The organism is Methylobacterium iners (assembly GCF_022179305.1).
GTDB lineage: Bacteria > Pseudomonadota > Alphaproteobacteria > Rhizobiales > Beijerinckiaceae > Methylobacterium > Methylobacterium iners.
The window spans coordinates 23,056-45,385 of the sequence record NZ_BPQP01000075.1 but is presented as its reverse complement, the minus strand read 5'-3'; the positions used below and the strand labels follow the sequence as shown (position 1 = coordinate 45,385).

The following is a 22,330-nucleotide window of genomic DNA, read 5'->3' as shown; positions in this document are numbered from 1 at the left end:
CCCCACACACAGGGACCCAGCCGATGACCAGCCGCGCCAGCGGCTCATACCCGTGGTGTTGAGGTTCGGACGCTTCGCGGCTTTCTGTGCTGGGCCCCGGATCGGGTTCCGCTGACGCTCCACCCGTCCGGGGAAGGGCGGCAGGGATCGATGCGGCCACTCCGACGAGGTCCCTCTCCTTTCAGCAGAGGGAACCCATGCCTCAGCTTCCCATGGGCGTCGAGCACTGCGCGAACGCGAAAAAGCCCGGCTCGAGGCCGGGCTTTTCCATGTCGGAGACGATGGCTCCGGAAGTCTCAGTAGCGGTAGTGGTCCGGCTTGAACGGGCCGTTCTCGGAGACGCCGATATAGGCGGCCTGGTCGGGGCGGAGCTTGGAGAGCTTCACGCCGATCTTCTCCAGGTGCAGGAGCGCCACCTTCTCGTCCAACGCCTTCGGCAGCGTGTAGACCTGACGGTCGTACTTGCCCGGATTGGTCCAGAGCTCGATCTGGGCCAGCGTCTGGTTCGTGAACGAGGCCGACATTACGAAGGAGGGGTGGCCCGTCGCGTTGCCGAGGTTCACCAGGCGGCCCTCCGACAGGAGGATGATGCGGTGGCCGTCGGGGAAGGTGATCTCGTCGACCTGCGGCTTGATGTTCGACCACTTCATGTTCTTCAGGCCCGCGACCTGAATCTCGTTGTCGAAGTGGCCGATGTTGCAGACGATCGCGCGGTCCTTCATCGCCCGCATGTGCTCGATCGTGATGATGTCCTTGTTGCCGGTGGCGGTCACGAAGATGTCGGCGCGGGGCGCCGCGTCCTCCATCGTGACGACCTCGTAGCCTTCCATCGCCGCCTGAAGGGCGCAGATCGGGTCGACCTCGGACACGAGCACGCGGCAGCCGGCGTGGCGCAGCGAGGAGGCCGAGCCCTTGCCGACGTCGCCGAAGCCCGCGACCATGGCGACCTTGCCGGCCATCATGACGTCGGTGCCGCGGCGGATGCCGTCGACCAGCGACTCGCGGCAGCCGTAGAGGTTGTCGAACTTCGACTTGGTCACCGCGTCGTTCACGTTGATCGCCGGGAAGAGGAGCTTGCCCTCCTTGGCGAGGTTGTAGAGGCGGTGGACGCCCGTGGTGGTCTCTTCCGAGACGCCCTTGATCGAGTCGGCAAGCCCCGCGAACCAGCCCTTCGGCTTCTCGGCGAGCTTCTTCTTCAGGAGCGCGAAGAAGATCTCCTCCTCCTCGGATTCCGGCTTGTCGAGGAAGGCGGTGTCGCCGTTCTCGGCGCGAAGGCCCAGGTGGACGAACATGGTGGCATCGCCGCCGTCGTCGAGGATCATGTTCGGCATGCCGCCGTCATGCCAGTCGAACAGCTTCGAGGTGTAGTCCCAGTATTCCTCCAGCGTCTCGCCCTTGATGGCGAAGACGGGGATGCCGGCAGCGGCGATGGCGGCCGCGGCGTGGTCCTGGGTCGAGTAGATGTTGCAGGAGACCCAGCGGATGTCGGCGCCGAGCGCCTTCAGGGTCTCGATCAGCACCGCCGTCTGGATCGTCATGTGCAGCGAGCCGGCGATCTTCGCGCCCTTGAGCGGCTGCGACGGGCCATATTCCTCGCGCGTGGCCATCAGGCCGGGCATCTCGGTCTCGGCGATCGAGATCTCCTTGCGGCCGTACTCGGCCAGACCGATGTCCTTGACGATGTAATCCTGGGCCGGGGAATTCTGGGCCATGTGGCGTCCTGCTCCGTGTCGCGTCGCGTGCTGCGGCGGCCTATAGCAGGGCCTGCGGTAAGAGGCAATCAAGACATAAAGATGTCTTTATGCGATCCGTCGCCGGTCTCCGAAAAGTGACTTGTGCGTGCAGGAAGCGGGGTCATGCTACCGCCGCGATCGGGAGAGGAACAGGAGGGATCCATGCGGCAGGTACTATCCGGCGTGAGCCTCGCGATCATGCTCACGGGACAGGCTTTGGCAGCGCCTGGGAGCATCAGGACCGTCGAAAAGGTCGTGGCTCCGGGCCAGACCCTCCAGGTGTTCTCGGCAAGCGTCGTCGATCAGGGCTGCCGCTCGCTCGGTCCCATGCGGATCGGCCTGCTGGAAGAGCCGCATAACGGCCAAGTCGAGGTGGGCTCGGGCCGAGACTATCCGAGCTTCCCGACCTGGAACACGCGTTCGCGGTGCAACACGCGGAAGGCGCCGGCGACCGTCGTGACCTATCGACCCGCTGCCGGCTACACGGGCGAGGACAGCTTCGCGATGGAGTTCATAGGTCCGCTCGGAAATGTCGGGCGTATCCGCTACGCGATCTCGGTGCGCTGACGCTCCCTGCGCGTCACCCTTGGTGCCGCGCCGGATTCCCCGTCGCCTCAATCCGCCAGCGCGTAGCCGGCCGAGCGCAGCACGATGGGCGAGAAGGCGCGCAGCAGGGCCCCGTCGAGCTTGGTCGACATCCGCCGCATGATGGCATGGGCCTCGTCGTGGGGCAGCGGCTCGCGATAGGCCCGGCGCTCGGTCAGGGCGGAGTGGATGTCGCAGATGGTGACGAGGCGGACGAGGTCCGGGATCGCCTCGCCGGCGAGGCCGTCGGGATAGCCGCTGCCGTCGAGCATCTCGTGGTGGTGGCGCACGACGGCGAGGATCTTCGCGTCGAAATCGCCCTGGCGGGCGAGGATGTCCGCGCCGGCGCCCGGATGGGTGCGCATGACCGCCATCTCCTCGGGCGTCAGCTTGCCGGGCTTGTTGAGGATGGCCTTGGGGATCTGCGCCTTGCCGATGTCGTGGAGGAGGGCGGCCTTCGCCAGCCGCATCTGGTCGGCGCGCCCGAGCTGCAGTTGCAGGGCGAAGGCCGCCGCGAAGCCGGCGACGCTGAGCGAGTGCTGGTAGAGCTGCTCGTCGTGGCGGTTGATGATCTCAAGCCAGGCGCGGATGCCGCAATCCGAGATCGCCTCGAGGATGACTTCCGTCCCGGCCTCGACCTCGGCGGCATCGATCGGGCGGCCCGATTGCGCCGCCGTGAAGGCGCTGCCGATCAGGACGTTCGCCTGGCCGGCGAGGCCCTGCACCAGGGACGCACGGACCGAGCGCCGGGCCTGATGGATGCGGGCCTGCTGCAGCGCGTCGATGAGGTCGAACAGAGCGGCTAGCACGACGGCCCGCGAGGAGCCCACCGGCAGCGAGCGCGTCGCCCCGAGCGGGTGGGACCCCTCCTTCTCGTTGGCAGGCGCACGGGCGAGGTGGAGGCAGGGGAGCCGCAGCGCGTGAAGTTGCGTCATCCACGACCCGGCCGCCGCGTCGTCCCCCACGTCGATCACGACCACCGCCGGAAGGTCCGCGGGCATCGGCGAGGACGGCCCGACCGAGCGGCACGCGATGATCTTCCTGATGCCGCGCACGAGGAGGCCTGCCTCCTTCGGACGATCGGAAACGATCAGGACGAAATGCTCTGGCGTCACGATGCAGATCCGTCCTGGGCGGAGGATGGCCCCGCCTGCATCCGGCAGAATGTCTACCTAAACCTAAGCTAAGCCAGCCATTGGTTGCAAAATGTTTTCCAGGATGTGGGTTTCGCCCAAGTGCTTCTGGCGAGATCCGGACCAGTGACGGTCAGGAGGATGTGGCAATTAGTATCCTCGAAGGCGAAGCTGAGCCGTTTCAAACTGAGCAATCGTCTCATGAATCACGGATGCATGATTCCTGATGCTTCCTTCAAAGCCGGATTGATCCCGCGGTAAGCTCTCGGCAGGATGTTCCGCGTTGTGCCGAGGATGGCGGCGGGGGCGAATGCGTGCCGCGGCCGCGGGCCGCGAAAAATTCTTGGTCGCATGACTTCCGGGCCGCGGTCCATGCGCTGGAGCCTCCTTCGGACCGAGCCTGCGGCGGGCTCGAAACCATGGAGCCCCGCGGTCTCGGAACAGCGCGAGACCTCCGCGGTTTCGCTCATCGAAGCCTGTTGACGACGTGAGCGGCCCTCGATCCCGGTCGAGGATCGATCCGCGCGTCGCGTCCCGCATCCCCTTCCTCGATCCGAACGAGGCGTCCATGACGCGCACCCGCCCGAACCTCCGTATCGCCGTCCTGCTCGCGGCGGGGACGATGCTCGCCGCCCCGGCGATGGCGCAGGCGCCCGCCGCGGGAGGTCCGGAGCTGACCAAGGTCGCCGCGTTCGATCACCAGGTCACCGGCGTCACCGTCGCGAAGGACGGCCGCATCTTCGTGAATTTTCCGCGCTGGACCGAGGATACTCCCGTCTCGGTCGCTGAGGTGAAGGACGGCAAGCTGATCCCCTTCCCGAACGAGGAATGGAACGCCTGGCGCAACGCGCGCAAGGACGAGGTCTCGGCCCGCGACCACTGGGTCTGCGTCCAGAGCGTCGTCGCCGATCCGAAGGGCAATCTCTGGGTGCTCGACCCGGCCGCGCCCGCGATGGCGGCGATCGTCCAGGACGGCCCGAAGCTCGTCGAGATCGATCTCGCGGCCAACCGGCCCGCCCGGACCATCGCCTTCGACGAGACCGTCGCGCCGCAGGGCTCCTACCTCAACGACGTGCGCTTCTCCCCCGACGGCAAGACCGCCTACCTCACGGATTCCGGCGCCAGGGGCGCGCTCGTGGTCGTCGATCTCGAGAGCGGAAAGGCCCGGCGCGTCCTCGACGGCGATCCCTCCACGCAGCCGGACAAGGGCGTGACCGTTGCCTATGACGGCAAGCCGCTGCGCCGTCCCGACGGCCGCGGCGTCGAGTTCGCCGCGGACGGCATCGCCCTCTCGCCGGACGGCAGGACGCTCTACTGGCAGGCGATCAAGGGCAAGACCCTCTACGCGCTTCCGACCGAGGCGCTCGCCGCCGGCGTGACCACGGCGCTCCTGCCGAGCGCGCTCTCCGACAAGGGCGTCGCGAACAAGGTCGAGGTCGTCGGCGAGAACGGGCCGGCCGACGGGCTCATCATCGCGCGCCGCGATGGCCGGATGTACGTGACCTCGCCGCAGGACGACGCGATCAAGGTCCGCGACCTCTCCGCCAAGGGCTCGGCCCTGACCACCCTGATCCAGGACAAGCGCCTGCGCTGGCCGGACAGCTTCGCCGAGGGGCCGGACGGCACGCTCTACGTGACGACCTCCCGCATTCAGGATTCGGCCTTCTACAAGCCGGACGCGCCGGCAGCACTGCCGACGGAGCTCTGGAGCATCAAGCTTGGTGCCGCCGAGGCGACGGGATCCACGAGCCCGCGCTGAGGCCGGGGCCGACCGATCGAGGCGGCCGGGAGTAAAAGCTTCGCAGAAAAATGCGTCGCGCGCGGTGCGCATCGCACCTTCACGCGTTCTGTGAACGTCGGATGCGGGTGCCGTTCCCGGGAACGGCATCGGATGCGCATCGAAGAAGGAGATACGCCATGGTTGATTCAGATCGCGTTGCGGGCACCGTCCGCGAGTTCGGCGGCAAGGCGCAGGGCGCCGCCGGCGACCTCGTCGGTTCGTCCCAGGACTCGAACGAGGGCCGCCTGCGCGAGGCGCAGGGCAAGGCGCAGCAGGTCTACGGGCAGGCGAAGGACACGCTGCGGGACGTCGCCGACAACGTCACGGATTACGCCGGCGACGCCTATGACCGCGCCCGCCGGGACGGTGGCACCTACCTGCGCGACGGCAGCCGCGCCGTCGGGGAACGGGTCGAGGAGAACCCGCTGATCGCGCTCCTCATCGCCGGCGCCGTCGGCTACGGCCTGGCGCTGCTGCTGCACGCGCGCCGCTGACCGCCCGCGTCTCCGCTCCGCCGGGTCTCCCCTGGCGGAGCGGTGCCCTGGAGCGCTTACTGCGCGGTCCAGCCCCCGTCCATGGAGAGGTTGGCGCCCGTCATCTGGCTCGCCGCGTCCGAGCACAGGAACACGGCGAGCGCGGCGACCTGATCGACGGTGACGAACTCCTTCGTCGGCTGCGCCTTCAGTAGAACCTCCTCGATCACCTGCTCCTTGGTCATGCTCCGCGCCTTCATGGTATCGGGGATCTGGCTCTCGACGAGCGGCGTCCAGACGTAGCCCGGCGAGATGCAGTTCACGGTGATGCCGTGGGGCGCGAGCTCGAGGGCCGCACTCTTGGTCAGGCCGGCGATGCCGTGCTTGGCCGCCACGTAGGCCGACTTGAACGGCGAGGCGACGAGGGAATGCGCCGAGGCCGTGTTGATGATCCGGCCCCAGCCCCGCTCCTTCATCCCGGGAATCGCCGCGCGCATCGCGTAGAAGGCCGCCGACAGGTTGAGCGCGATGATCTGCTCCCACTTCTCGGGCGGGAACTCCTCGATGGGCGAGACGAACTGCACGCCGGCATTGTTCACGAGCACGTCGACGGAGCCGAAGCGCTCCTGCCCCATCGCGATCAGGCCGGCGATCTCGTCAGGCCTGGTCAGGTCGGCCGGCGAGTAGGCCGCTCCCACGCCGAACTCGGCCTCGATGCCGGCCCGCTCCCGCTCGATCTCCTCCGGCTTGCCGAAGCCGTTCAGCACGACGTTCGCGCCCTCCCGCGCGAGGCTGCGGGCGACGGCAAGGCCGATGCCGCTCGTCGAGCCCGTGACGATGGCGGTCTTGGATGTGAGCGTCATGGGAAGCCTCCGGCTCGGGGTGCTCAGGCGGGTTGCTGGGGAAGGACCTGCCCGAACCGGGCGGCGAAGTCGACGGCGATCTGAGGCCCCTGCCCACGCTCGGCGCGGCCCGGCCGCTCACGTGTTGACACCCGTCGGTCCTTCGCCAACACCTCCCGCCCGGGCGAACCCTCCGCCGGCCGGCTGCGATCACCGCGCCCTTCCCCGCCCCGCGACGACAGGATGGACCGACGATCGATGACGGTGATGCGCAGCTACCTGGATTTCGAGAAGCCGGTCGCCGAACTGGAGGCGAAGGTCGAGGAACTCCGGGCGGTGGCGGCGCGGGACGGCGCGGTCTCGATCAGCGAGGAGGTCGGACGGCTGGAGGCCAAGGCCGCCGCCGCCCTCACGGAGATCTACGCCAACCTGACGCCCTGGCAGAAGACCCAGGTCGCGCGTCACCCGCAGCGGCCGCACTTCGTCGATTACTGCGCCGACCTCATCGCCGAGTTCACGCCGCTGGCCGGCGACCGCAGCTTCGGCGAGGACGCGGCCATCGTCGCCGGTTTCGGGCGGTTCGGGGGCCGCCCGGTCTGCGTGCTCGGACAGGAGAAGGGCGCGACGACCGAGGCGCGTCTGCGCCACAATTTCGGGATGGCCCGGCCGGAGGGCTACCGCAAGGCGGTGCGCCTGATGGAGCTCGCCGACCGCTTCGGCCTGCCCGTCCTCGCCTTCGTCGACACCGCCGGCGCCTATCCGGGCATCGAGGCGGAGGAGCGCGGCCAGGCGGAAGCGATCGCGCGCTCGACGGAGGCCTGCCTCGCCCTCGGCGTGCCCAACGTGGCGATCGTCATCGGCGAGGGCGGCTCTGGCGGCGCCATCGCCATCGCCACGGCCAACCGGGTCCTCATGCTGGAACACGCGATCTACGGGGTGATCTCGCCCGAGGGCGCGGCCTCGATCCTGTGGCGCGACCAGGGCCGGGCGCACGACGCGGCCACCGCCATGAAGATCACCGCCCAGGATCTCCTGCGGCTGGGCATCATCGACCGCATCGTTCCCGAGGCCCCCGGCGGCGCCCATCGCGGGCGGGCTGAGGCGATCGCGGCGGCGGGCGAGGCCATCGCGGCGGCGCTTGCCGAGTTCGAAGGCCTGAGCCCCGACGAGATTCGGGACCGGCGTGCCGCGAAGTTCCTCGAGATCGGGCGCAAGCTGTAGAGCGCATGGCCCATCACGCGGGCGCCCGGCTGCTCCATCGCCTGCGACGCTCCCTCGGGGGCGGCGACACCCGCGAGCCGGGGCGGGTCAACCACATCTCGCTCGGCAGCCACTGCCACATGGCCCAGGCGCTCAAGCGGGCGGGCCTGCGGACCTGGTCCGGCCCCTTCGACTGGATCTTCTCCTCGCCGAGCATGGTCCGGCACTGCCTCGCCGACGATTTCGCGACGCTGCTCGATCCGGCCCAGCTCGAAACCACGCCGCTCGCCGAGCGCAGGAACCCCGAGGAAGGCCGCGGCCGGCACAAGCACTACGCCGCGCATCACGGCGTGCCGTTCGTGTTCAACCACCACGACCCCGCCTCGAGCCCCGAGGATTACCAGTTCCTGGCCGAGGGCGTGCGCCGCCTGCGCGCCGCGCTTCGGGACCGGACGACGCAGAATCGCTTCTACCTCCTCGATGCCGTCGACACGCCCGAGGCGACCTTCAGCGACATCTGCGTCGCTTTGGCGCAGCATGGTGAGGGGAACCATTTAACGGTCTTCCGGATCGAGGCCGGCGCGGCCGAGCCGGTCCTGGACGATCTCGGCTCCTCCAGGGCCGACCTGCGCTGTGTCCGCCTCGCGACACGCTCTCCCACCGTCGGCCTGCGCTTCCTCGACCCGGCCGACGACGCGGTGCTGCTGGGCTTCCTTCAGCAGGAGGCGCGCCGCGTCACGCGGTAGTGGGCTGCCGCAGTGGCGCCGTTTTCTTGCGGTAACAGAGGGGTAAGTCTAACGACGGTATTGGGTTGGGGAGTGGCATTCGACGGAAAATTCCGCGGATGCAGGACTGAGGACGGGGTTCCCCATGACGATGCGTCCGCTCGCGGCTGCGTATCTCGCCGCGCTCGCGATCTCGCTGGCCGCCTGCCAGGACAGCACGCTCAGCGGCGCCTCGACGCGCCATCTCACCCCGGTTCCGCCCCAGACGCTGTCGCTGATGGCGCAGAAGGGCATGTCCCAGAGCGACCCGATCCTGATCCGCGCGTACAAGAAGGAGGCGGAGATGGAAGTGTGGAAGCGCGGCGGCGACGGCCGCTACGCGCTCCTCAAGACCTTCCCGATCTGCCGCTGGTCGGGCCAGCTCGGCCCCAAGACCAAGCAGGGCGACCGCCAGGCGCCGGAGGGCTTCTACACGGTCACGCCCGGCCAGATGAACCCGAACTCGTCCTATTACCTTTCCTTCGACACCGGCTATCCGAACGCGCTCGACCGCGCCAAGGGTGCGAGCGGCAACTACATCATGGTCCACGGCAATTGCTCGTCGGCCGGGTGCTTCGCCATGACCGACGCCTCGATGGCGGAGATCTATGCGCTGGCCCGCGACTCCTTCGCGGGCGGCCAGCGCGCCTTCCAGTTCCAGTCCTATCCCTTCCGGATGAATTCGACGAACTTCGCCAAGTACCGCAACGACCCCAACGTCGCGTTCTGGCGGAACCTGAAGGAGGGCTCGGACCATTTCGAGGCCCTGCGCGAGGAGCCCCGCGTCGGCGTCTGCGGCACCCGCTACGTGTTCGGCGGCGCCGATGCGGCGGCCGGCTCCTGCAACCCGAAGGTCGAGACCCTGGTCGCCGAGAAGCGCGAGCGCGACAACCGCGAGATCGCCGAGCTCGTCGCCAAGGGCACGCCGGCGACGCGGGTGGTCTACGAGGACGGCAGCCAGAACCCGGTCTTCCGGCAGCAGGGCGCGACGGCCTTCGCGAGCCTCGGAACCACCGAGGCGCTGCCCTACGACCCCAAGGAGTTCTCGCGCCACCATCTCGGCGAGGTCAGCCGACCTGAGACCCTGGCCGCGGGCGGGCGCGAGATCGAGGTCGATGCCAAGGGCCAGCCGGTCGTGAAGGGCCAGCCCGTGATGATGGCGTCCGCCGAGCCGCCGATCCCGACGAAGGCCGCCGCGGCCGCGCAGCCGAAGAAGGTGGAGCCCCGCATCAACGGCTTCGCCAAGCAGGAGCCCGTGCCCGAGCCGGCCAAGCCCGCGGCTCCCGCCCGGATCATGGTCGCGGACGCCGAGGGCGACCCGGCCGCCTACAAGAAGCTGCTCGGCAACCTGTTCGGAGGCAGCCCAGCACCGGCGACGCCGGCTGCCGACGCGGCGACCGTTCCGGTGGTGGCCTCCGCCGAGCCGGCAAAAGCCCAGCGCGCGGTGCCTCCCGCCAAGGCCGTCGGCGCACCCACCGCCAAGCCGGCAGTGAAGCCGGCTCCCGAGGCGGCCAAGATCGAGCCCCGCAAGGGCTCGAGCGGCAGCGAGGTGAGCAAACCGACGGGCCGGAGCGCGGCCGTCGCACAGACGGGCGCCGTCAGGAACTGAGGTCGCGACGACCTCGCGCATCCCGAGGATAGGTTTTCAACCCGCGGGTCCCCTCTCCTAGGGACAGGGACAGGGTGAGGGGCGTGCCGCCGCAGAAGGAACCACGCGCCAAGCGGCAACGGGCTCTTTTCATCGGGTGATCGGATCGATGACGGAGACGCGCCTCAAACCGGCGCAGTTGGGCCGCATGTAGACCAGCGCCGAGGCGAAGCTGTGGTCAGCCCTGCGAGGCGAGCGGCTGAACGGCTGGAAATTCCGGCGGCAACATCCGATCGACCGATAAATCGTCGATTTCGTTTGCCTTGATGCCAAGCTAATCATCGAAGTTGATGGGGCGACCCATTGGACCGATGCGGAACTTGAGCGGGACGCCGTCCGTACGCAGACACTCGAAACGTGCGGATTTTTCGTCCTAAGGCCCACGAACGCCGATGTGTTCGACAATCTCGGCGGCGTGCTTGAAACAATCCTGGCCGCCATCGAGCGGCGGGATCACATTTAGAAGCTCTCCACAATGTCGTCTCTTCTAGCAGAACGGTGATGGTCCGCTTTGCGCGGAGAGTTCACACCTCTCACCCTTTCCCTCTCCCCTTGGGAGAGGGGACCCGCGGCCGGCTTTCCCGAGTTGCGCGGGGTCGAACACCCATTGATGCGCAAACACAAGAAAACCGCCCCAACCCAGACGGTCGAGGCGGCCCTTCCGAAAGCTCGGCATGTGAGGGCGGGCTGCGGCGGCCCGCCTTCAGAATCACATGCGGCGCATCATGTCCCGACGCATCTCGCGGCGCATCATCCGGCGCTCCATCTGCCGCCGCATCATGCGACGCTCCATCCGCCGCTCCATCATCATCCGGCGCTCCATGCGGGTGAGCTGCACGGTGGTGACGGTCTCGGGCGCGGCGACGCCCATCGGGGCGCCGGGGGCAGCCGAGGCGAGGCTCGCGCCGGCGAAGGTGGCGAGCACGGCGACGGCGAAGGTCAGTTTCCTCATCGGGGATTCCTGTTCTCTTGTTTCCGAGCGCGGCACCCGGGTTATGCTCCCGGCGCCACGCGCTTGGAGAAGCATCATCGCGCGGAGCGCGCGGCGGACCTCCGTACCGGTCCGCCGCCGATAACGCTCAGGTCAGAGTTTCGTTTCCTCGAAGGCCCGCACCCACTCCGCGCAGACGCCCGAGCGGACGATGTCGTCGAGCGTGAACTCGACGATCGGGATCGGCATCATCCGGCTCTTCACGAGGTGGATGATGGTGCGCAGGCCCGAGGTCTCGCGCAGGTCCGTCTGCGAGACGTCGCCGTTGATGATGACCTGGCAATCGTCGCCGATGCGGGTCAGGAACATCTTGATCTCGGCCACCGTGGTGTTCTGGGCTTCGTCCAGGATCACGAGGCAGTTCTTGAAGGTGCGCCCGCGCATCACCTCGAAGGGCACCACCTCGATGTCGCCGGTCTTGAGCGCGATCTCGAAGGCGGCCGTGCCCATCCGCTCCTTCATGGTCTCGGTGAGGGGGGCGACCCAGGGCGCGATCTTCTCCTCGAGGGAGCCGGGGAAGAAGCCGAGCGAGCGGCCCGAGGGGACGTTGGGCCGGGTGATGATCACCTTGGCGATCCGGCGCTGGCGGAGCTGGTCGGCGGCGCGGGTGCCGGCGATGTAGGTCTTGCCGGTGCCGGCGGGGCCGAGCACGATGACCTGTTTGTGGACGGCGAGGGCGTCGAGGTACTGCGCTTGTCGGTCGGTGAGAGGCTGGATCGGACTTAAGTTTCGCTCCTCGTCGAAGCGGGTCCGGTGCAATCGGGTCGAATGATCTTCAACCAGTTCAAGTCGTGCGCGCCGTCTTTTCATCGATCAACACCCCAACTGGACTTGCCAATCTGGACTTGTGAACGCTTCGATACGTCTACACTTCTCCGGCCGCTCGTTCCTCTTTGCTTTTCAGACCAATCCTAACTCGGCCTGCAGGTTCCGACCGGGCACCAGGCAGCTGTGGATACCGTTCGTCGCACCGGACTCGTGATGCGGCGAAGCAGTCCTGTCCTGCACACACCATGCCGCGCCCGGCGCGACAGGGGCATGACGAAAGTGATTTGATAAACAAAGCGATAAGGGTCGCAGCGCTGCAACATCAGGGGAGGATCGGGATGACGACGCATCCATCAGCGATCGTGCCCTCGCTCGCCGTTGCGGCGATGCCGCCGGGCCCTTCACCGCGCCTGGCGGCAGGTCCGGCGGGACGTCTCATCCAGGCTGGATGAAGCTGTCGAGAACCATCTTGCGACCGGCCTTGTCGAAGTCAACGGTGAGCTTGTTGCCGTCGACTCCCGCGACCGTTCCAGGGCCAAACTTGGTGTGGAAGACCCGCATCCCGCCGTGAAACGCGGAGGGCGAGCCCGTCGACTTGGCGAGAAGCTCGCCCTCGATTTGGCGGGGGCCGCCCGCGCGGCCGCCGGGCGAGCGGTTGTAGGCGTCCTTGCCGAAGCCGGACCCGTTCGCGCTGTTGGCCTGCGCCCGCTGCCAGCCCGGCGTGCCGTAGGACGAGCCGAAGGGCGCGGGGTTGCGGTCGAAGCGCGAGGCGCCGGCGGAATAATGAGCCGGCGCGTCGATGACGTCGACGCAGGCCTCCGGCAGCTCGTCGATGAAGCGGCTCGGGATCGTCGAGGACCACAGGCCGTGGATGCGTCGGTTGACGGCGAAGGAGAGCTTGGCGCGCTTGCGCGCCCGCGTCAGCCCGACATGGGCGAGGCGTCGCTCCTCCTCGAGCCCCGCCCGGCCGCTCTCGTCGAGCGCCCGCTGGTTCGGGAACAGGCCGTCCTCCCATCCGGGGAGGAACACGGTGTCGAATTCGAGCCCCTTGGCCGCGTGGAGCGTCATCAGGGAGACGCGGTCGGCGCCCTCGGCCTCGCTCGCCTCCATGACCAGGGAGACGTGCTCCAGGAAGGCCGCGAGATCGGGGAACTCCTCCATCGAGCGGACGAATTCCTTGAGGTTCTCGAGCCGTCCCGCGGCGTCGGCCGAGCGGTCCTTCTGCCACATCTCGGTATAGCCGGATTCCTCCAGGATGGTCTGGGCGACCTCCGGGTGAGGTTGCGTCTCCACGAGGCGCGCCCACCGCGAAAAGCTCTCGACCAGCGCCCGGACGCTGGAGCGGGCGCGGGGCTTCAGCTCGTCGGTCTCGACGAGGCCGCGGGCGGCGACGACGAGCGGCACCTTGCGCGCCCGGGCATGGGCGTGAAGCGCTTGCAGGGTGGCGTCGCCGAGACCCCGCTTCGGCGTGTTGAAGATGCGCTCGAAGGCGAGGTCGTCGGCCGGGTTGGCGGTGACGCGCAGATAGGCCAGCGCGTCGCGGATCTCGGCCCGCTCGTAGAAGCGCGGACCGCCGATGACGCGGTAGGGCAGGCCGAGCTGGACGAAGCGGTCCTCGATCTCGCGCATCTGCGCGGAGATCCGCACGAGCACCGCGATCTCGGAGAGGGGGTGCTTATCCGATTGCAGGCGCTCGATGGCTTCGCCGAGCAGTCGCGCCTCCTCCTCGGAATCCCAGGCGCCCGTCACGGTGACGCGCTCGCCCTCGACGTCCTCGGTGCGCAGGGTCTTGCCGAGCCGGCCCTCGTTCTTGGCGATCAGGCCGGAGGCGGCGGCGAGGATGTGCCCCGTGGAGCGGTAGTTGCGCTCGAGCCGCACCACGGTCGCGCCCGGAAAATCGTGCTCGAAGCGCAGGATGTTGTCGACCTCCGCGCCGCGCCAACCGTAGATCGACTGGTCGTCGTCGCCGACGCAGGCGACGTTGCGGTGGCCCTGGGCCAGGAGCCTGAGCCAGAGATACTGCGCGACGTTGGTGTCCTGGTACTCGTCGACGAGGATGTAGCGGAAGCGGCTCTGGTAGTTCTGCAGGATGTCCGGGTTCTCGCGCCAGAGCTTGAGGCAGAGGAGCAGAAGGTCGCCGAAATCCACCGCGTTCAGGGTGGCGAGCCGGGCCTGGTAGGCGGTGTAGAGGGCGCCGCCCTTGCCGAAGGCGAAGGCGCCCGCCTCTCCGGGCGGCACTTGCTCGGGCGAGAGACCCCGGTTCTTCCAGCCGTCGATGGCGTGGCTCAGCGCACGGGCGGGCCAGCGCTTCTCGTCGATGCCCTGGTCGGCGATGACCTGCTTCATGAGGCGGAGCTGGTCGTCCATGCCGAGGATGGTGAAGTCGGACTTCAGGCCCACGAGCTCGGCGTGGCGGCGCAGGATCTTGGTGCCGATGGCGTGGAAGGTGCCGAGCCAGGGCATGCCCTCGCCGGCCGGGCCGATCAGGGCGCCGATCCGGTGCTTCATCTCGCGGGCGGCCTTGTTCGTGAAGGTCACCGAGAGGATGTCGTAGGGCCGCGCACGCCCCGTCGCGATCAGGTGCGCGATGCGGGTCGTGAGCACCCGCGTCTTGCCGGTGCCGGCGCCGGCGAGCACGAGGACGGGGCCTTCGGTCGCCTCCACCGCACGGCGCTGCTCGGGGTTGAGCCCTTCGAGATAGGATGCGCTGCCAGGCCGCAGGGAGGCCATCGCGCGGGCGGCAATGGATGATCCGGGCGCGGGCTGCGGAGCAGGCGCGGGGGTCGCGCCGGGTGTTTGCTTCATGATCGCTTCACTGGACCAAAACGCGAACGCCGTCGAGGGCGGAACGCGCGGAGCGGCTCGGGAACCCGAACCCGCCTTCGGCGTCGTCACAGGATACGATCCGGGCCGCGAAGGCCCTTCCCCTTGGGACATCAGCTCATGCGTCTCCGCCTGATCCTCTGCACCCTCCTCGGCCTCGCGGCCGCGGCGCCCGCCTCTGCCCAACTCTCCAACTCCGTCGACAGCCTCAACAGGAGCAACGAGCGGATGGCGACCCAGAACCAGATCCGCAACATCGAGAACCGGCAGCAATTCGAGAACAACCAGACCCGGATGCAGCTGCAGCGCAGCCAGGACTTCCGCCCGCCGCCCGGCCCGCCTCAGCGCTGAGGCGCCGCCCCGTCCCATGTGCTATGCGCGCCGGACGGGGAGCGGCAGGATCGGCCGAGGATGGTCGGGCTCGCAGCCGCGCGCCCCGTGAGGCGGCCCCCGCGAGCGGGCGACACGGGAAGAGAGCCAGGTGCGTGACATCCTGACCGCGGTCGCGGGCGCCGTCATCGTGATCCTCGTCGCGGCGCTCGCGGTCCCACCCTTCGTCGATTGGGAAGCGCAACGTGGGCTGATCGACCGGACGATCAGCCGCGCGATCGGGATGCCCGCCCGCAGCGAGGGCCGCATCGGCGTCCGGCTCCTGCCCTCGCCGCGCCTGCGCCTGGATCGCCTGAGGCTCGGCGAGGACCCGGGCAGGCCCGGCCTCGACCTGCGCTTCGTCAAGGCCGAGATCGGCCTAACGCCCCTTCTCACCGGAAACGTCCGCTTCACCGAGACCCGGATCGGGCGCGCCGAGGTCAAGCTGCCCGTCGACGAGGGCGACACCGTGCTGCTGCCCGCCGACATGGGCGCGGCGGGCGCGCCCGACCTCGCGATCGACGACGTGCAGGTCCAGCAATTGCTGCTCACGACGGTCGCCTCCGCGACCGGCCGGACCGACCAGATCCGCGCCGACGACGTCAGCCTCTCGGCGCCCCGGCTCACCGGCCCGTGGCGGCTGGAGGGAAATGCCGGCGGCGTGCCCTTCCGGGTGGCGAGCGGGGAGCCGGGCGAGGACGGCACGGTCGCGATCAAGATCACCGGCGGCGGGGACACGCATCCCCGCTTCGAGGCCGACGCGCGGATCGGCCTGACCCCTGTCGGGAGCGGCGCGAGAGAGGGCCTGAGGGCCGTGATCCCCGAGGGCGAGGGCACGGCCCGCCTCGTGGTCGGGCCGCCGGCCCAGGCCGCGGGCGCCTACGTGCCCTTCTCGCTCGCCGGCAAGTTCCGGGCGCGCGGGCCGGTCGCCCGCTTCGAGGAGGTCTCGGCGGAGATCGACCCGGGCGGGCAGGCCCTGCGCCTCGCGGGCGCGGGCCGCCTCGACCTGCGCGCCTGGCGAGCCGCCCTGACGCTTGGAAGCCGGCGGATCGACCTCGACGGCTTCCTGATGTCGGCGCAGGGCCAAGCCCTGCTCGCCCGGGGCAGTCCGAGCCTCGGCCGCGGCCTGCCCCTGATGGTCGATCTCGACCTGGCCGTGGACAGCCTGGGCCTCGGCCTCGACGAATGGACCGGGCTTCGGGCGGCCGGAACCCTGAACCGCAGCGGCGGCCTCAGCCTGCGGCGCTTCGCGGCGACGGCGCCGGGCGCGGCGGCCCTCACCGCGTCGGGCGAGATCGACACCGCCGGCGCGCCGCGCTTCAACGGACAGCTCTCGGTCGAGGCCCCCGATTCGGAGGGGATCGGCCGCTACCTGCGCAAGCTCGGCCTCGAAGGGCCGGCGGTGGCGGTGCTGGACGGCCAGCCGATCCAGGCCGCCGCCGACGTCTCGGTCGCCGCGCCGACCCTGTCCCTGCGCAACCTGCGGCTCAGCCTCGGCGCGGCGCGGATCACCGGCAACGCCCGCTACACGAAGGGCGAGGGCAAGACGCGGGGCCGGTTCGATGCCCAGATCGCGGCGCAGGGGATCGACGTCGCGCGGCTGCCGACCTTGAGCGGGGCGCTCGCCGGCCTGCACGGGCACGACATCGGCCTCACGGTGCAGGCGCGCGACGTCCGCTACGGGCCGGCCGGGGCGAGTTCGGGCAACGGCACCATCGCGGCGAGCATCCAGTCCGACGGTCCGGCCCTCGTCGTCGACAGCCTCGACGTCACCGACCTGGCCGGCGCCAATGCCAAGCTCTCCGGCAGGATCGCGCCGGATGGGTCGGGCCGGATCGCCGGCCGGGTCACGTCGCCGGTGGCGGCGCCGCTGCTCGCCCTGCTCGACCGGGTCTGGATCGCGGAGGCGCGCCTGCTGCCCGCCTTCCTGCGGGCCGGCGCCCTCGATCTCGACGTCACCGTGGAGCGGGAGGCCGCGGCGGCCGACACCCTGCGCAGCACCGCGAAGGGCGGGGCGGCGGGCGGCCGCCTAGCGCTGGCCGCGGTGACCCGGGAGGGTCGGATCGACTCGCTCGACCTGTCGCTGGCCACGCCGCAGCTGGGGCAATGGTTCGGGCGCAGCGATCTCGCCGGCCTGCGCTGGCCCGCCGACCTGCGGATCACGGGGACGCGCCTGGCCCCGGACGGCGAGCGGCGCGACCTCGGCCTCACGCTCGAGGGCAGCGGGGCGGGGCTCACCCTCTCGACCCTCAAGCCGCTGGTGCTCGGACCGGACCAGTCGCCGCCCCGGGCCGGGGAGGTCAAGATCGAGGCGGGCGACCTCTCCCCCTTCCTGTCGCTGGCCGGCGACACCTTCGCCGTCCCGGGACCGCTCCCCACCGCCCTCGTCGTCGGGCTCTCCAGCGCCGGGGCGGACGCGCATGCGGAGATCTCCGGCACCGTCGGCGGCACGAAGGTCGCGGCCAAGCTCGACCGTGCGCCGGGCGGCGAGATCGCCGGCAGCGCCGCCCTGAGCCGGCTGTCCCTGCCCTGGATCGTCTCGGCGCTGGCGCTTCCGCCCGATCCTCGCGCGGCGGGGCGTCCCTCGGCGTCGACCTGGTCCAGCGCCCGGTTCGGCCCCCCGCCCGCGCCGCGTCCGACCGTCGACCTCGATCTGCGCGCCGATGTCCTGGAACTCGGACGCGGCATCCTTGTGGGCCGCGCGGCCTTCGGCCTGCGCCTGGACGACGGCACCCTGACGCTTCGCGACTTCGTCGGCGACGTGGCCGAGGGCCGCCTCGCCGGCTCGCTCTCGGTCGCGCGCCAGGGCGGCGCGGGCTCCGTTTCGGGCGAGGCGAGCCTGACCGACGCCTCGATCCCGGCCCTGTTCGGCCCGACGCCGATCGCGGGCCGCCTCGCCGGAACGCTGCGGTTCGGCGCCTCGGGCGAGAGCCTCGCGGGGCTGATCAACAATCTGGGCGGCAGCGGCGAGATCGCGCTGGCCGACCTGAGCCTGCCCGGCGGCGATCCGGCCGGGCTCGACCGGGCGCTGACCCGGGCGCTCGCCGAGGATGATCCCTTGCGCGAGGGGCGCCTTCAGTCGCTGATCGCGGAGGAGCTCGCGACCGCGCCGCTCACCGCGGCGGGTCCCGTCACCGCGCCGGCCACCCTGGTCGGCGGCTCGCTGCGCGCCGGGCCGCTGAACCTCGACCTCGGCGCGGCGCGCTGGGCAGGGACGCTCGGCCTCGACCTGCGCAGCCTGCGCCTCGACGCCCGCGGCACGCTCTCGGGCGCGACTGCGCCGAAGGGATGGACCGGCGGCCTTCCCGCGATCCAGCTCGGCTACAGCGGCGCCCTCGCCCGGCCGGAGCGCAGCGTGGATGCGGGTGCCCTCACCAACGGGCTCGCCGCCCTGGTGCTGCAGCGCGAGCTCGAGAAGATCGAGCTCTTCGACGCGGACCAGGCCGAGCGCCAGCGCCGGCGCGCCCGCATCGAGATGGACGCCGTCCGGGCCGCCGCCCTCAAGGCCGCCGCGGACAAGGCGGCCGTCGAGAAAGCCGCGGCCGAGAAGGCCGCCGCGGAGGAAGCGGCGCGCCAGGCTCGCATCAGGGCGCAGCAGGCCGTGGCCGAGGAACTCGCGCGGCAGGCTCGCATCCGCGAGGCCGAGGAGGCGGCGCGGCGGGCGCAGGCCGAGCGCCCCGCATCCGCGCCCGTGGGCGAGCCCCTCGACATCCGGCCGCAGGCGCAGCCGTGACCGCGGCTCAGTTCACAGGATGCGTCGTCGCTTCGGATTGAGCCGCGGGAACTCCCTCTCCGAGAAGGAGAGGGCTCGGGTGAGGTGTGGGAACTCTCCGGGCTGATCGCCCTGCCTCTGTCCTTTCCCGGACGCCTGCAGCGCCAGCGGAAGGCGATCCGGGACCCAGCGCGCAGACGGCCGCACCAGCGGCTCATACCCGTGGCGTTGAGGTTCGGCCGCTTCGCGGCTTCCTGTGCTGGGCCCCGGATCGGGTTCCGCTGCGCTCCACCCGTCCGGGGAAGGGCGGCAGGGATCGATGCGGCCACTCCGACAAGGTCCCACACCTCACCCTGTCCCTCTCCTTTCAGGAGAGGAGACCCGCGGTTCAAGCCATCAACGTCCGGGATGGGTGAAGGCCGTCGTCGCTTCAGGCCCGTCCCACCGCCTGCAGGGCGAAGGCGTAGATCAGGCCGACCTCCTCCAGGCGGTCGAAGCGGCCGGCGGCGCCGCCGTGGCCCGCCTCCATGTTGATGCGCAGCAGCACGGGGCCGCCGCCCGTCATCGTCGCGCGTAAGCGCGCGACCCATTTCGCGGGCTCCCAATAGGTCACGCGCGGATCGGTGAGGCCGCCCAGCGCCAGGATCGCCGGATAGGTCTTGGCCGCCACGTTCTCGTAGGGCGAGTAGGAGAAGATCGTCCGGAACGCGGCCTCGCTCTCAGCCGGGTTTCCCCATTCAGGCCATTCCGGCGGGGTCAGCGGCAGGTCGCCGTCGAGCATGGTGTTCAGCACGTCGACGAAGGGCACGTCGGCGACGATGCCGGCGAAGAGCTCGGGCGCGAGGTTGGCCACCGCCCCCATCAGCATGCCGCCGGCCGAGCCGCCATGGGCGACGATGCGTCCTCGCGCGGTATAGCCGGCCTCGATCAGCGCGCGGCCGCAGGCGACGAAATCGGAGAAGGTGTTGGGCTTCTTCTCGCGCTTGCCGTCCATGTACCAGCGCCAGCCCTTCTCGGTGCCGCCGCGGACATGGGCGATGGCGTAGACGAAGCCGCGATCGACGAGGCTGAGCAGGTTGGTGCGGAAGGCGGCCGGCATCAGCGTGCCGTAGGAGCCGTAGCCGTAGAGCAGCAGGGGCGCGGAGCCGTCGAGCGCGAGGTCGCGCCGGTGCAGGAGGGAGATCGGCACGGTCTCGCCGTCCGGCGCCGTGGCGAAAAGGCGGCGGGTGACGTAACCCTCGGGCCTGTGACCGCTCGGCACGACCTGGCGCTTGCGGAGCTGGCGGGCGCGGGTGACGCAATCGTAATCGTAGGTCTCCGCCGGCGTCGTCATGGACGAGTAGGTGAAGCGGATCACCGCCGTCTCGAACTCGTGGCCGGGCTGCAGGCCCAGGGAATAGGCCTCCTCCGCGAAGGCGACGTCATGTTCTGTGCCGTCGAGGCCCCGCACCACGATGCGCGGCCGGGCGTTCTCGATCTCCAGCCGCACGAGGTGGCCGGCGATGACGTGCTGATGGCGGATCATCACGCCCGGCCGGTGCGGGACCACGTCGCGCCAGTTCGCCTTGGCCGTGTCGTCGAGCCCGCAGGTGACGATCTTGAAATCCTCGGCGCCGTCGGCATTCGTGAGGATGACGAGGTGCGAGCCCCAATGCTCGACGGAGTAGATGAGGAGCGGCTCGCGCGGCAGCACCACCTTGAGACGGGCGGCTGCGTCGTGGCGGTCGAGGAGGTGGACCTCGGAGGTCTCGTGGTCGCTCGCCGTCACCGCGAGGTAGGCCCCGGACTGGGTCTCGCCGATATGGACGAAGAAGCCGGAATCCCGCTCCTCGTAGATCGTCTCGTCGTCGTTCTGCGAGGTGCCGATGCGGTGGCGCATGACCCGGGCGGGCCGGTGGTTCTCGTCCACCGCGATGTAGTAGAAGGCGGAGCCGTCCCCCGACCAGACCGCCTCGCCCGAGGTCGCCTCGACGCGGTCCTCGAGGTCCTGCCCCGTGGCCAGATCGCGCACCCGGATCACGTAGAGTTCCGAGCCCTTGGTGTCGGCGCTCCAGGCGAGCCGGGCATGGTCGTCGGAATGGACGGCCGCCGCGAGCTCGAAGAAGGGCTTGCCCTCGCCCTCCCGGTCGCCGTCGAGAAGGATGACCTCGCCCTCCTCCGGGCCTCCGTCGGCCGCCGTCTCGGCACCCTGGCCCGGGAGCACCACGACGGTGCGCGGCCGGCGGCAGACCAGCGGGTGCTGCCCGCCCTCGCGGTGGCGGGTGTAGTAGGCGAAGGGGCCGTCCGGCTCGGGCACGCCGCTGTCGTCCTCGCGGATGCGGCCGCGCATCTCGGCGACGAGCCCCTTGCGCAAGGCGCCGATCGGCGCGAGGGCGGCCTCGGTGTAGGCGTTCTCCGCCTCGAGATGGCCACGGATGTCGGCGGGCAGCGCGGCGGGGTCCTTGAGGACGTCGCGCCAATTCTCGGCCTTCAGCCAGGCATAGGGGTCCTCGAGGGTCTGTCCCTGGACCGTATAGGCGTGGGGCCGCCGCTCGGCCTGCGGCGCGGCGCGCGGGACGGGGAACGGCGTCGTGTCGGTGACCATCGCGGGATCCGTGAAGCGAGGAGGCAGGGGCCGGCGCCCGCGCCGAATGCCGCCTGCCATGTGCCGCGCGGCCGGCGCGGGAGCAAGGTGCGCGCTCTCGCCGCAGGCCTGCGGGCGGGATCGGCGAAAGCGCCGCCGCGGCGGGGAAAAGCTCCGACCGGAGCCACGGCCGGGCGTGTTTGCGGATTCCCACAGATCGACGGATTGCACTATCGCGAAGGAGCAATTCTATCTTGGGAAAGTTGATTCCACGTATCGCGGTCGACGGTTCCTGTCTTGCGAGCGCAACGCGAATATCATACGTAGAATGCGTTGCGGGCAAGGTTAAGTCCGCTTCGTAGTGATTGAGCGGCTACGAAGCGTCGCCGTGGATATGAGCCGCATGAGAGTGAGCCAGGTCGCTGCGGCACATGCCGTTCTGCTTGGGGACCCCCTCGCCCGCGTCGCCTCAAGGGAACTGTTCCAATCATGAGTGATACCGAGAATTCGGCCGACTACGTGGAACTGACGGTCGACATCGTCTCCGCCTACGTGAGCAATAACCCCGTGCCCCCGGGCGAGTTGGCCCAGCTCATCGCCCGCACCCATGCCGCGCTGATCCAGGTCGCCAACGGCCAGGGCGAGGCGAAGGTCGCCGCCGCGCCGCAGCAGCCGGCGGTGCCCGTGAAGAAGTCGGTCACGGCCGACCACATCGTCTGCCTCGAGGACGGGCGCACCTTCAAGTCGCTGAAGCGACACCTGCGCGCCAAGTACGACATGAGCCCCGAGCAGTACCGGGCCAAGTGGGGCCTGCCCCCCGACTACCCGATGGTCGCCCCGAACTACGCCAAGGCCCGTTCGGACCTCGCCAAGGCGATCGGCCTCGGCCAGACCCGCAACGGCAATTACGACGAAGCGGCCTGATCCGCTCCCCCGCGTCCGGTCC

16 protein-coding genes and 1 pseudogene are annotated in these 22,330 nt (G+C 69.9%); 10 read left to right on the top strand and 7 right to left on the bottom strand.

Annotated features, from left to right (window positions below):
* Window positions 1-296: 296 nt before the first annotated feature.
* Complete coding sequence (ahcY, locus tag MFF55_RS21510; protein ID WP_238246156.1) at window positions 297-1,712, bottom strand: adenosylhomocysteinase; 1,416 nt, start codon at window positions 1,710-1,712, stop codon at window positions 297-299.
* Between the two features lie 183 nt (window positions 1,713-1,895).
* Here ahcY and MFF55_RS21505 point away from each other — a divergent pair, with 183 nt between their 5' ends.
* On the top strand, window positions 1,896-2,300 hold the full coding sequence (locus tag MFF55_RS21505) for a hypothetical protein (protein WP_238246155.1): 405 nt from the start codon (window positions 1,896-1,898) through the stop codon (window positions 2,298-2,300).
* A 47-nt stretch (window positions 2,301-2,347) separates the two neighbouring features.
* Here MFF55_RS21505 and MFF55_RS21500 read toward each other — a convergent pair whose 3' ends face one another.
* Window positions 2,348-3,433 (bottom strand): HD-GYP domain-containing protein, encoded by a 1,086-nt coding sequence (locus tag MFF55_RS21500; protein WP_238246154.1) that lies wholly within the window; start codon window positions 3,431-3,433, stop codon window positions 2,348-2,350.
* A gap of 586 nt (window positions 3,434-4,019) precedes the next feature.
* On the opposite strand from MFF55_RS21500, the gene MFF55_RS21495 reads away from it, so the two are divergent.
* Both MFF55_RS21495 and MFF55_RS21490 read left to right on the top strand, forming a co-directional pair.
* Entirely contained in the window at window positions 4,020-5,210 is a 1,191-nt protein-coding gene (locus tag MFF55_RS21495; protein ID WP_238246153.1) for an SMP-30/gluconolactonase/LRE family protein, read from the top strand.
* Between the two features lie 158 nt (window positions 5,211-5,368).
* Window positions 5,369-5,725 carry a CsbD family protein gene (locus MFF55_RS21490; RefSeq protein ID WP_238246152.1) on the top strand — a complete coding sequence of 119 codons (357 nt, stop codon included), beginning with the start codon at window positions 5,369-5,371 and terminating at the stop codon, window positions 5,723-5,725.
* Between the two features lie 56 nt (window positions 5,726-5,781).
* On the opposite strand, the gene MFF55_RS21485 is transcribed toward MFF55_RS21490, so the two are convergent.
* On the bottom strand, window positions 5,782-6,567 hold the full coding sequence (locus MFF55_RS21485; protein ID WP_238246151.1) for a 3-hydroxybutyrate dehydrogenase: 786 nt from the start codon (window positions 6,565-6,567) through the stop codon (window positions 5,782-5,784).
* 246 nt (window positions 6,568-6,813) lie between these two features.
* Between MFF55_RS21485 and MFF55_RS21480 the strand changes: the two genes are divergently transcribed.
* From MFF55_RS21480 to MFF55_RS21465, 4 genes and pseudogenes are all read left to right on the top strand, one after another.
* Window positions 6,814-7,767, top strand: a complete 954-nt coding sequence (locus MFF55_RS21480) for an acetyl-CoA carboxylase carboxyltransferase subunit alpha (protein ID WP_238246161.1) — start codon at window positions 6,814-6,816, stop codon at window positions 7,765-7,767.
* A 5-nt stretch (window positions 7,768-7,772) separates the two neighbouring features.
* Window positions 7,773-8,492: a DUF1796 family putative cysteine peptidase gene (locus tag MFF55_RS21475; RefSeq protein WP_238246150.1), complete on the top strand. Its 720-nt coding sequence runs from the start codon at window positions 7,773-7,775 to the stop codon at window positions 8,490-8,492.
* Window positions 8,493-8,616: 124 nt separating this feature from the next.
* Entirely contained in the window at window positions 8,617-10,119 is a 1,503-nt protein-coding gene (locus MFF55_RS21470; protein WP_238246149.1) for a L,D-transpeptidase family protein, read from the top strand.
* Between the two features lie 205 nt (window positions 10,120-10,324).
* A pseudogene (locus MFF55_RS21465) lies at window positions 10,325-10,621 on the top strand (endonuclease domain-containing protein); the annotation flags it as partial.
* Window positions 10,622-10,867: 246 nt separating this feature from the next.
* Here MFF55_RS21465 and MFF55_RS21460 read toward each other — a convergent pair.
* From MFF55_RS21460 to MFF55_RS21450, 3 genes are all read right to left on the bottom strand, one after another.
* Window positions 10,868-11,110, bottom strand: coding sequence for a hypothetical protein (locus MFF55_RS21460; RefSeq protein ID WP_238246148.1), 243 nt, complete (start codon window positions 11,108-11,110; stop codon window positions 10,868-10,870).
* A gap of 132 nt (window positions 11,111-11,242) precedes the next feature.
* A complete protein-coding gene (locus MFF55_RS21455) occupies window positions 11,243-11,959 on the bottom strand; it encodes a PhoH family protein (protein ID WP_238246147.1) in 717 nt (238 codons plus the stop codon).
* Window positions 11,960-12,352: 393 nt separating this feature from the next.
* Entirely contained in the window at window positions 12,353-14,722 is a 2,370-nt protein-coding gene (locus MFF55_RS21450) for an ATP-dependent helicase (protein WP_238246146.1), read from the bottom strand.
* A gap of 138 nt (window positions 14,723-14,860) precedes the next feature.
* Between MFF55_RS21450 and MFF55_RS21445 the strand changes: the two genes are divergently transcribed.
* Together MFF55_RS21445 and MFF55_RS21440 are read left to right on the top strand one after the other, a co-directional pair.
* A complete protein-coding gene (locus MFF55_RS21445; protein WP_238246145.1) occupies window positions 14,861-15,091 on the top strand; it encodes a hypothetical protein in 231 nt (76 codons plus the stop codon).
* A 130-nt stretch (window positions 15,092-15,221) separates the two neighbouring features.
* Window positions 15,222-18,842, top strand: coding sequence for an AsmA family protein (locus tag MFF55_RS21440; protein WP_238246144.1), 3,621 nt, complete (start codon window positions 15,222-15,224; stop codon window positions 18,840-18,842).
* A 409-nt stretch (window positions 18,843-19,251) separates the two neighbouring features.
* On the opposite strand, the gene MFF55_RS21435 is transcribed toward MFF55_RS21440, so the two are convergent.
* Window positions 19,252-21,405, bottom strand: a complete 2,154-nt coding sequence (locus MFF55_RS21435) for a S9 family peptidase (protein ID WP_238246143.1) — start codon at window positions 21,403-21,405, stop codon at window positions 19,252-19,254.
* Window positions 21,406-21,873: 468 nt separating this feature from the next.
* Between MFF55_RS21435 and MFF55_RS21430 the strand changes: the two genes are divergently transcribed.
* Window positions 21,874-22,308, top strand: coding sequence for a Ros/MucR family transcriptional regulator (locus tag MFF55_RS21430; RefSeq protein ID WP_238246142.1), 435 nt, complete (start codon window positions 21,874-21,876; stop codon window positions 22,306-22,308).
* The last annotated feature ends 22 nt before the right edge of the window (window positions 22,309-22,330 follow it).

Bases quoted from the DNA above. Each gene is read 5' to 3' on its own strand.
- ahcY (WP_238246156.1), bottom strand. From the start codon at position 1,712: ATGGCCCAGAATTCCCCGGCCCAGGATTACATCGTCAAGGACATCGGT.
- MFF55_RS21505 (WP_238246155.1), top strand. From the start codon at position 1,896: ATGCGGCAGGTACTATCCGGCGTGAGCCTCGCGATCATGCTCACGGGA.
- MFF55_RS21495 (WP_238246153.1), top strand. From the start codon at position 4,020: ATGACGCGCACCCGCCCGAACCTCCGTATCGCCGTCCTGCTCGCGGCG.
- MFF55_RS21490 (WP_238246152.1), top strand. From the start codon at position 5,369: ATGGTTGATTCAGATCGCGTTGCGGGCACCGTCCGCGAGTTCGGCGGC.
- MFF55_RS21485 (WP_238246151.1), bottom strand. From the start codon at position 6,567: ATGACGCTCACATCCAAGACCGCCATCGTCACGGGCTCGACGAGCGGC.
- MFF55_RS21480 (WP_238246161.1), top strand. From the start codon at position 6,814: ATGCGCAGCTACCTGGATTTCGAGAAGCCGGTCGCCGAACTGGAGGCG.
- MFF55_RS21475 (WP_238246150.1), top strand. From the start codon at position 7,773: ATGGCCCATCACGCGGGCGCCCGGCTGCTCCATCGCCTGCGACGCTCC.
- MFF55_RS21470 (WP_238246149.1), top strand. From the start codon at position 8,617: ATGACGATGCGTCCGCTCGCGGCTGCGTATCTCGCCGCGCTCGCGATC.
- MFF55_RS21460 (WP_238246148.1), bottom strand. From the start codon at position 11,110: ATGAGGAAACTGACCTTCGCCGTCGCCGTGCTCGCCACCTTCGCCGGC.
- MFF55_RS21455 (WP_238246147.1), bottom strand. From the start codon at position 11,959: ATGAAAAGACGGCGCGCACGACTTGAACTGGTTGAAGATCATTCGACC.
- MFF55_RS21450 (WP_238246146.1), bottom strand. From the start codon at position 14,722: ATGAAGCAAACACCCGGCGCGACCCCCGCGCCTGCTCCGCAGCCCGCG.
- MFF55_RS21445 (WP_238246145.1), top strand. From the start codon at position 14,861: ATGCGTCTCCGCCTGATCCTCTGCACCCTCCTCGGCCTCGCGGCCGCG.
- MFF55_RS21435 (WP_238246143.1), bottom strand. From the start codon at position 21,405: ATGGTCACCGACACGACGCCGTTCCCCGTCCCGCGCGCCGCGCCGCAG.
- MFF55_RS21430 (WP_238246142.1), top strand. From the start codon at position 21,874: ATGAGTGATACCGAGAATTCGGCCGACTACGTGGAACTGACGGTCGAC.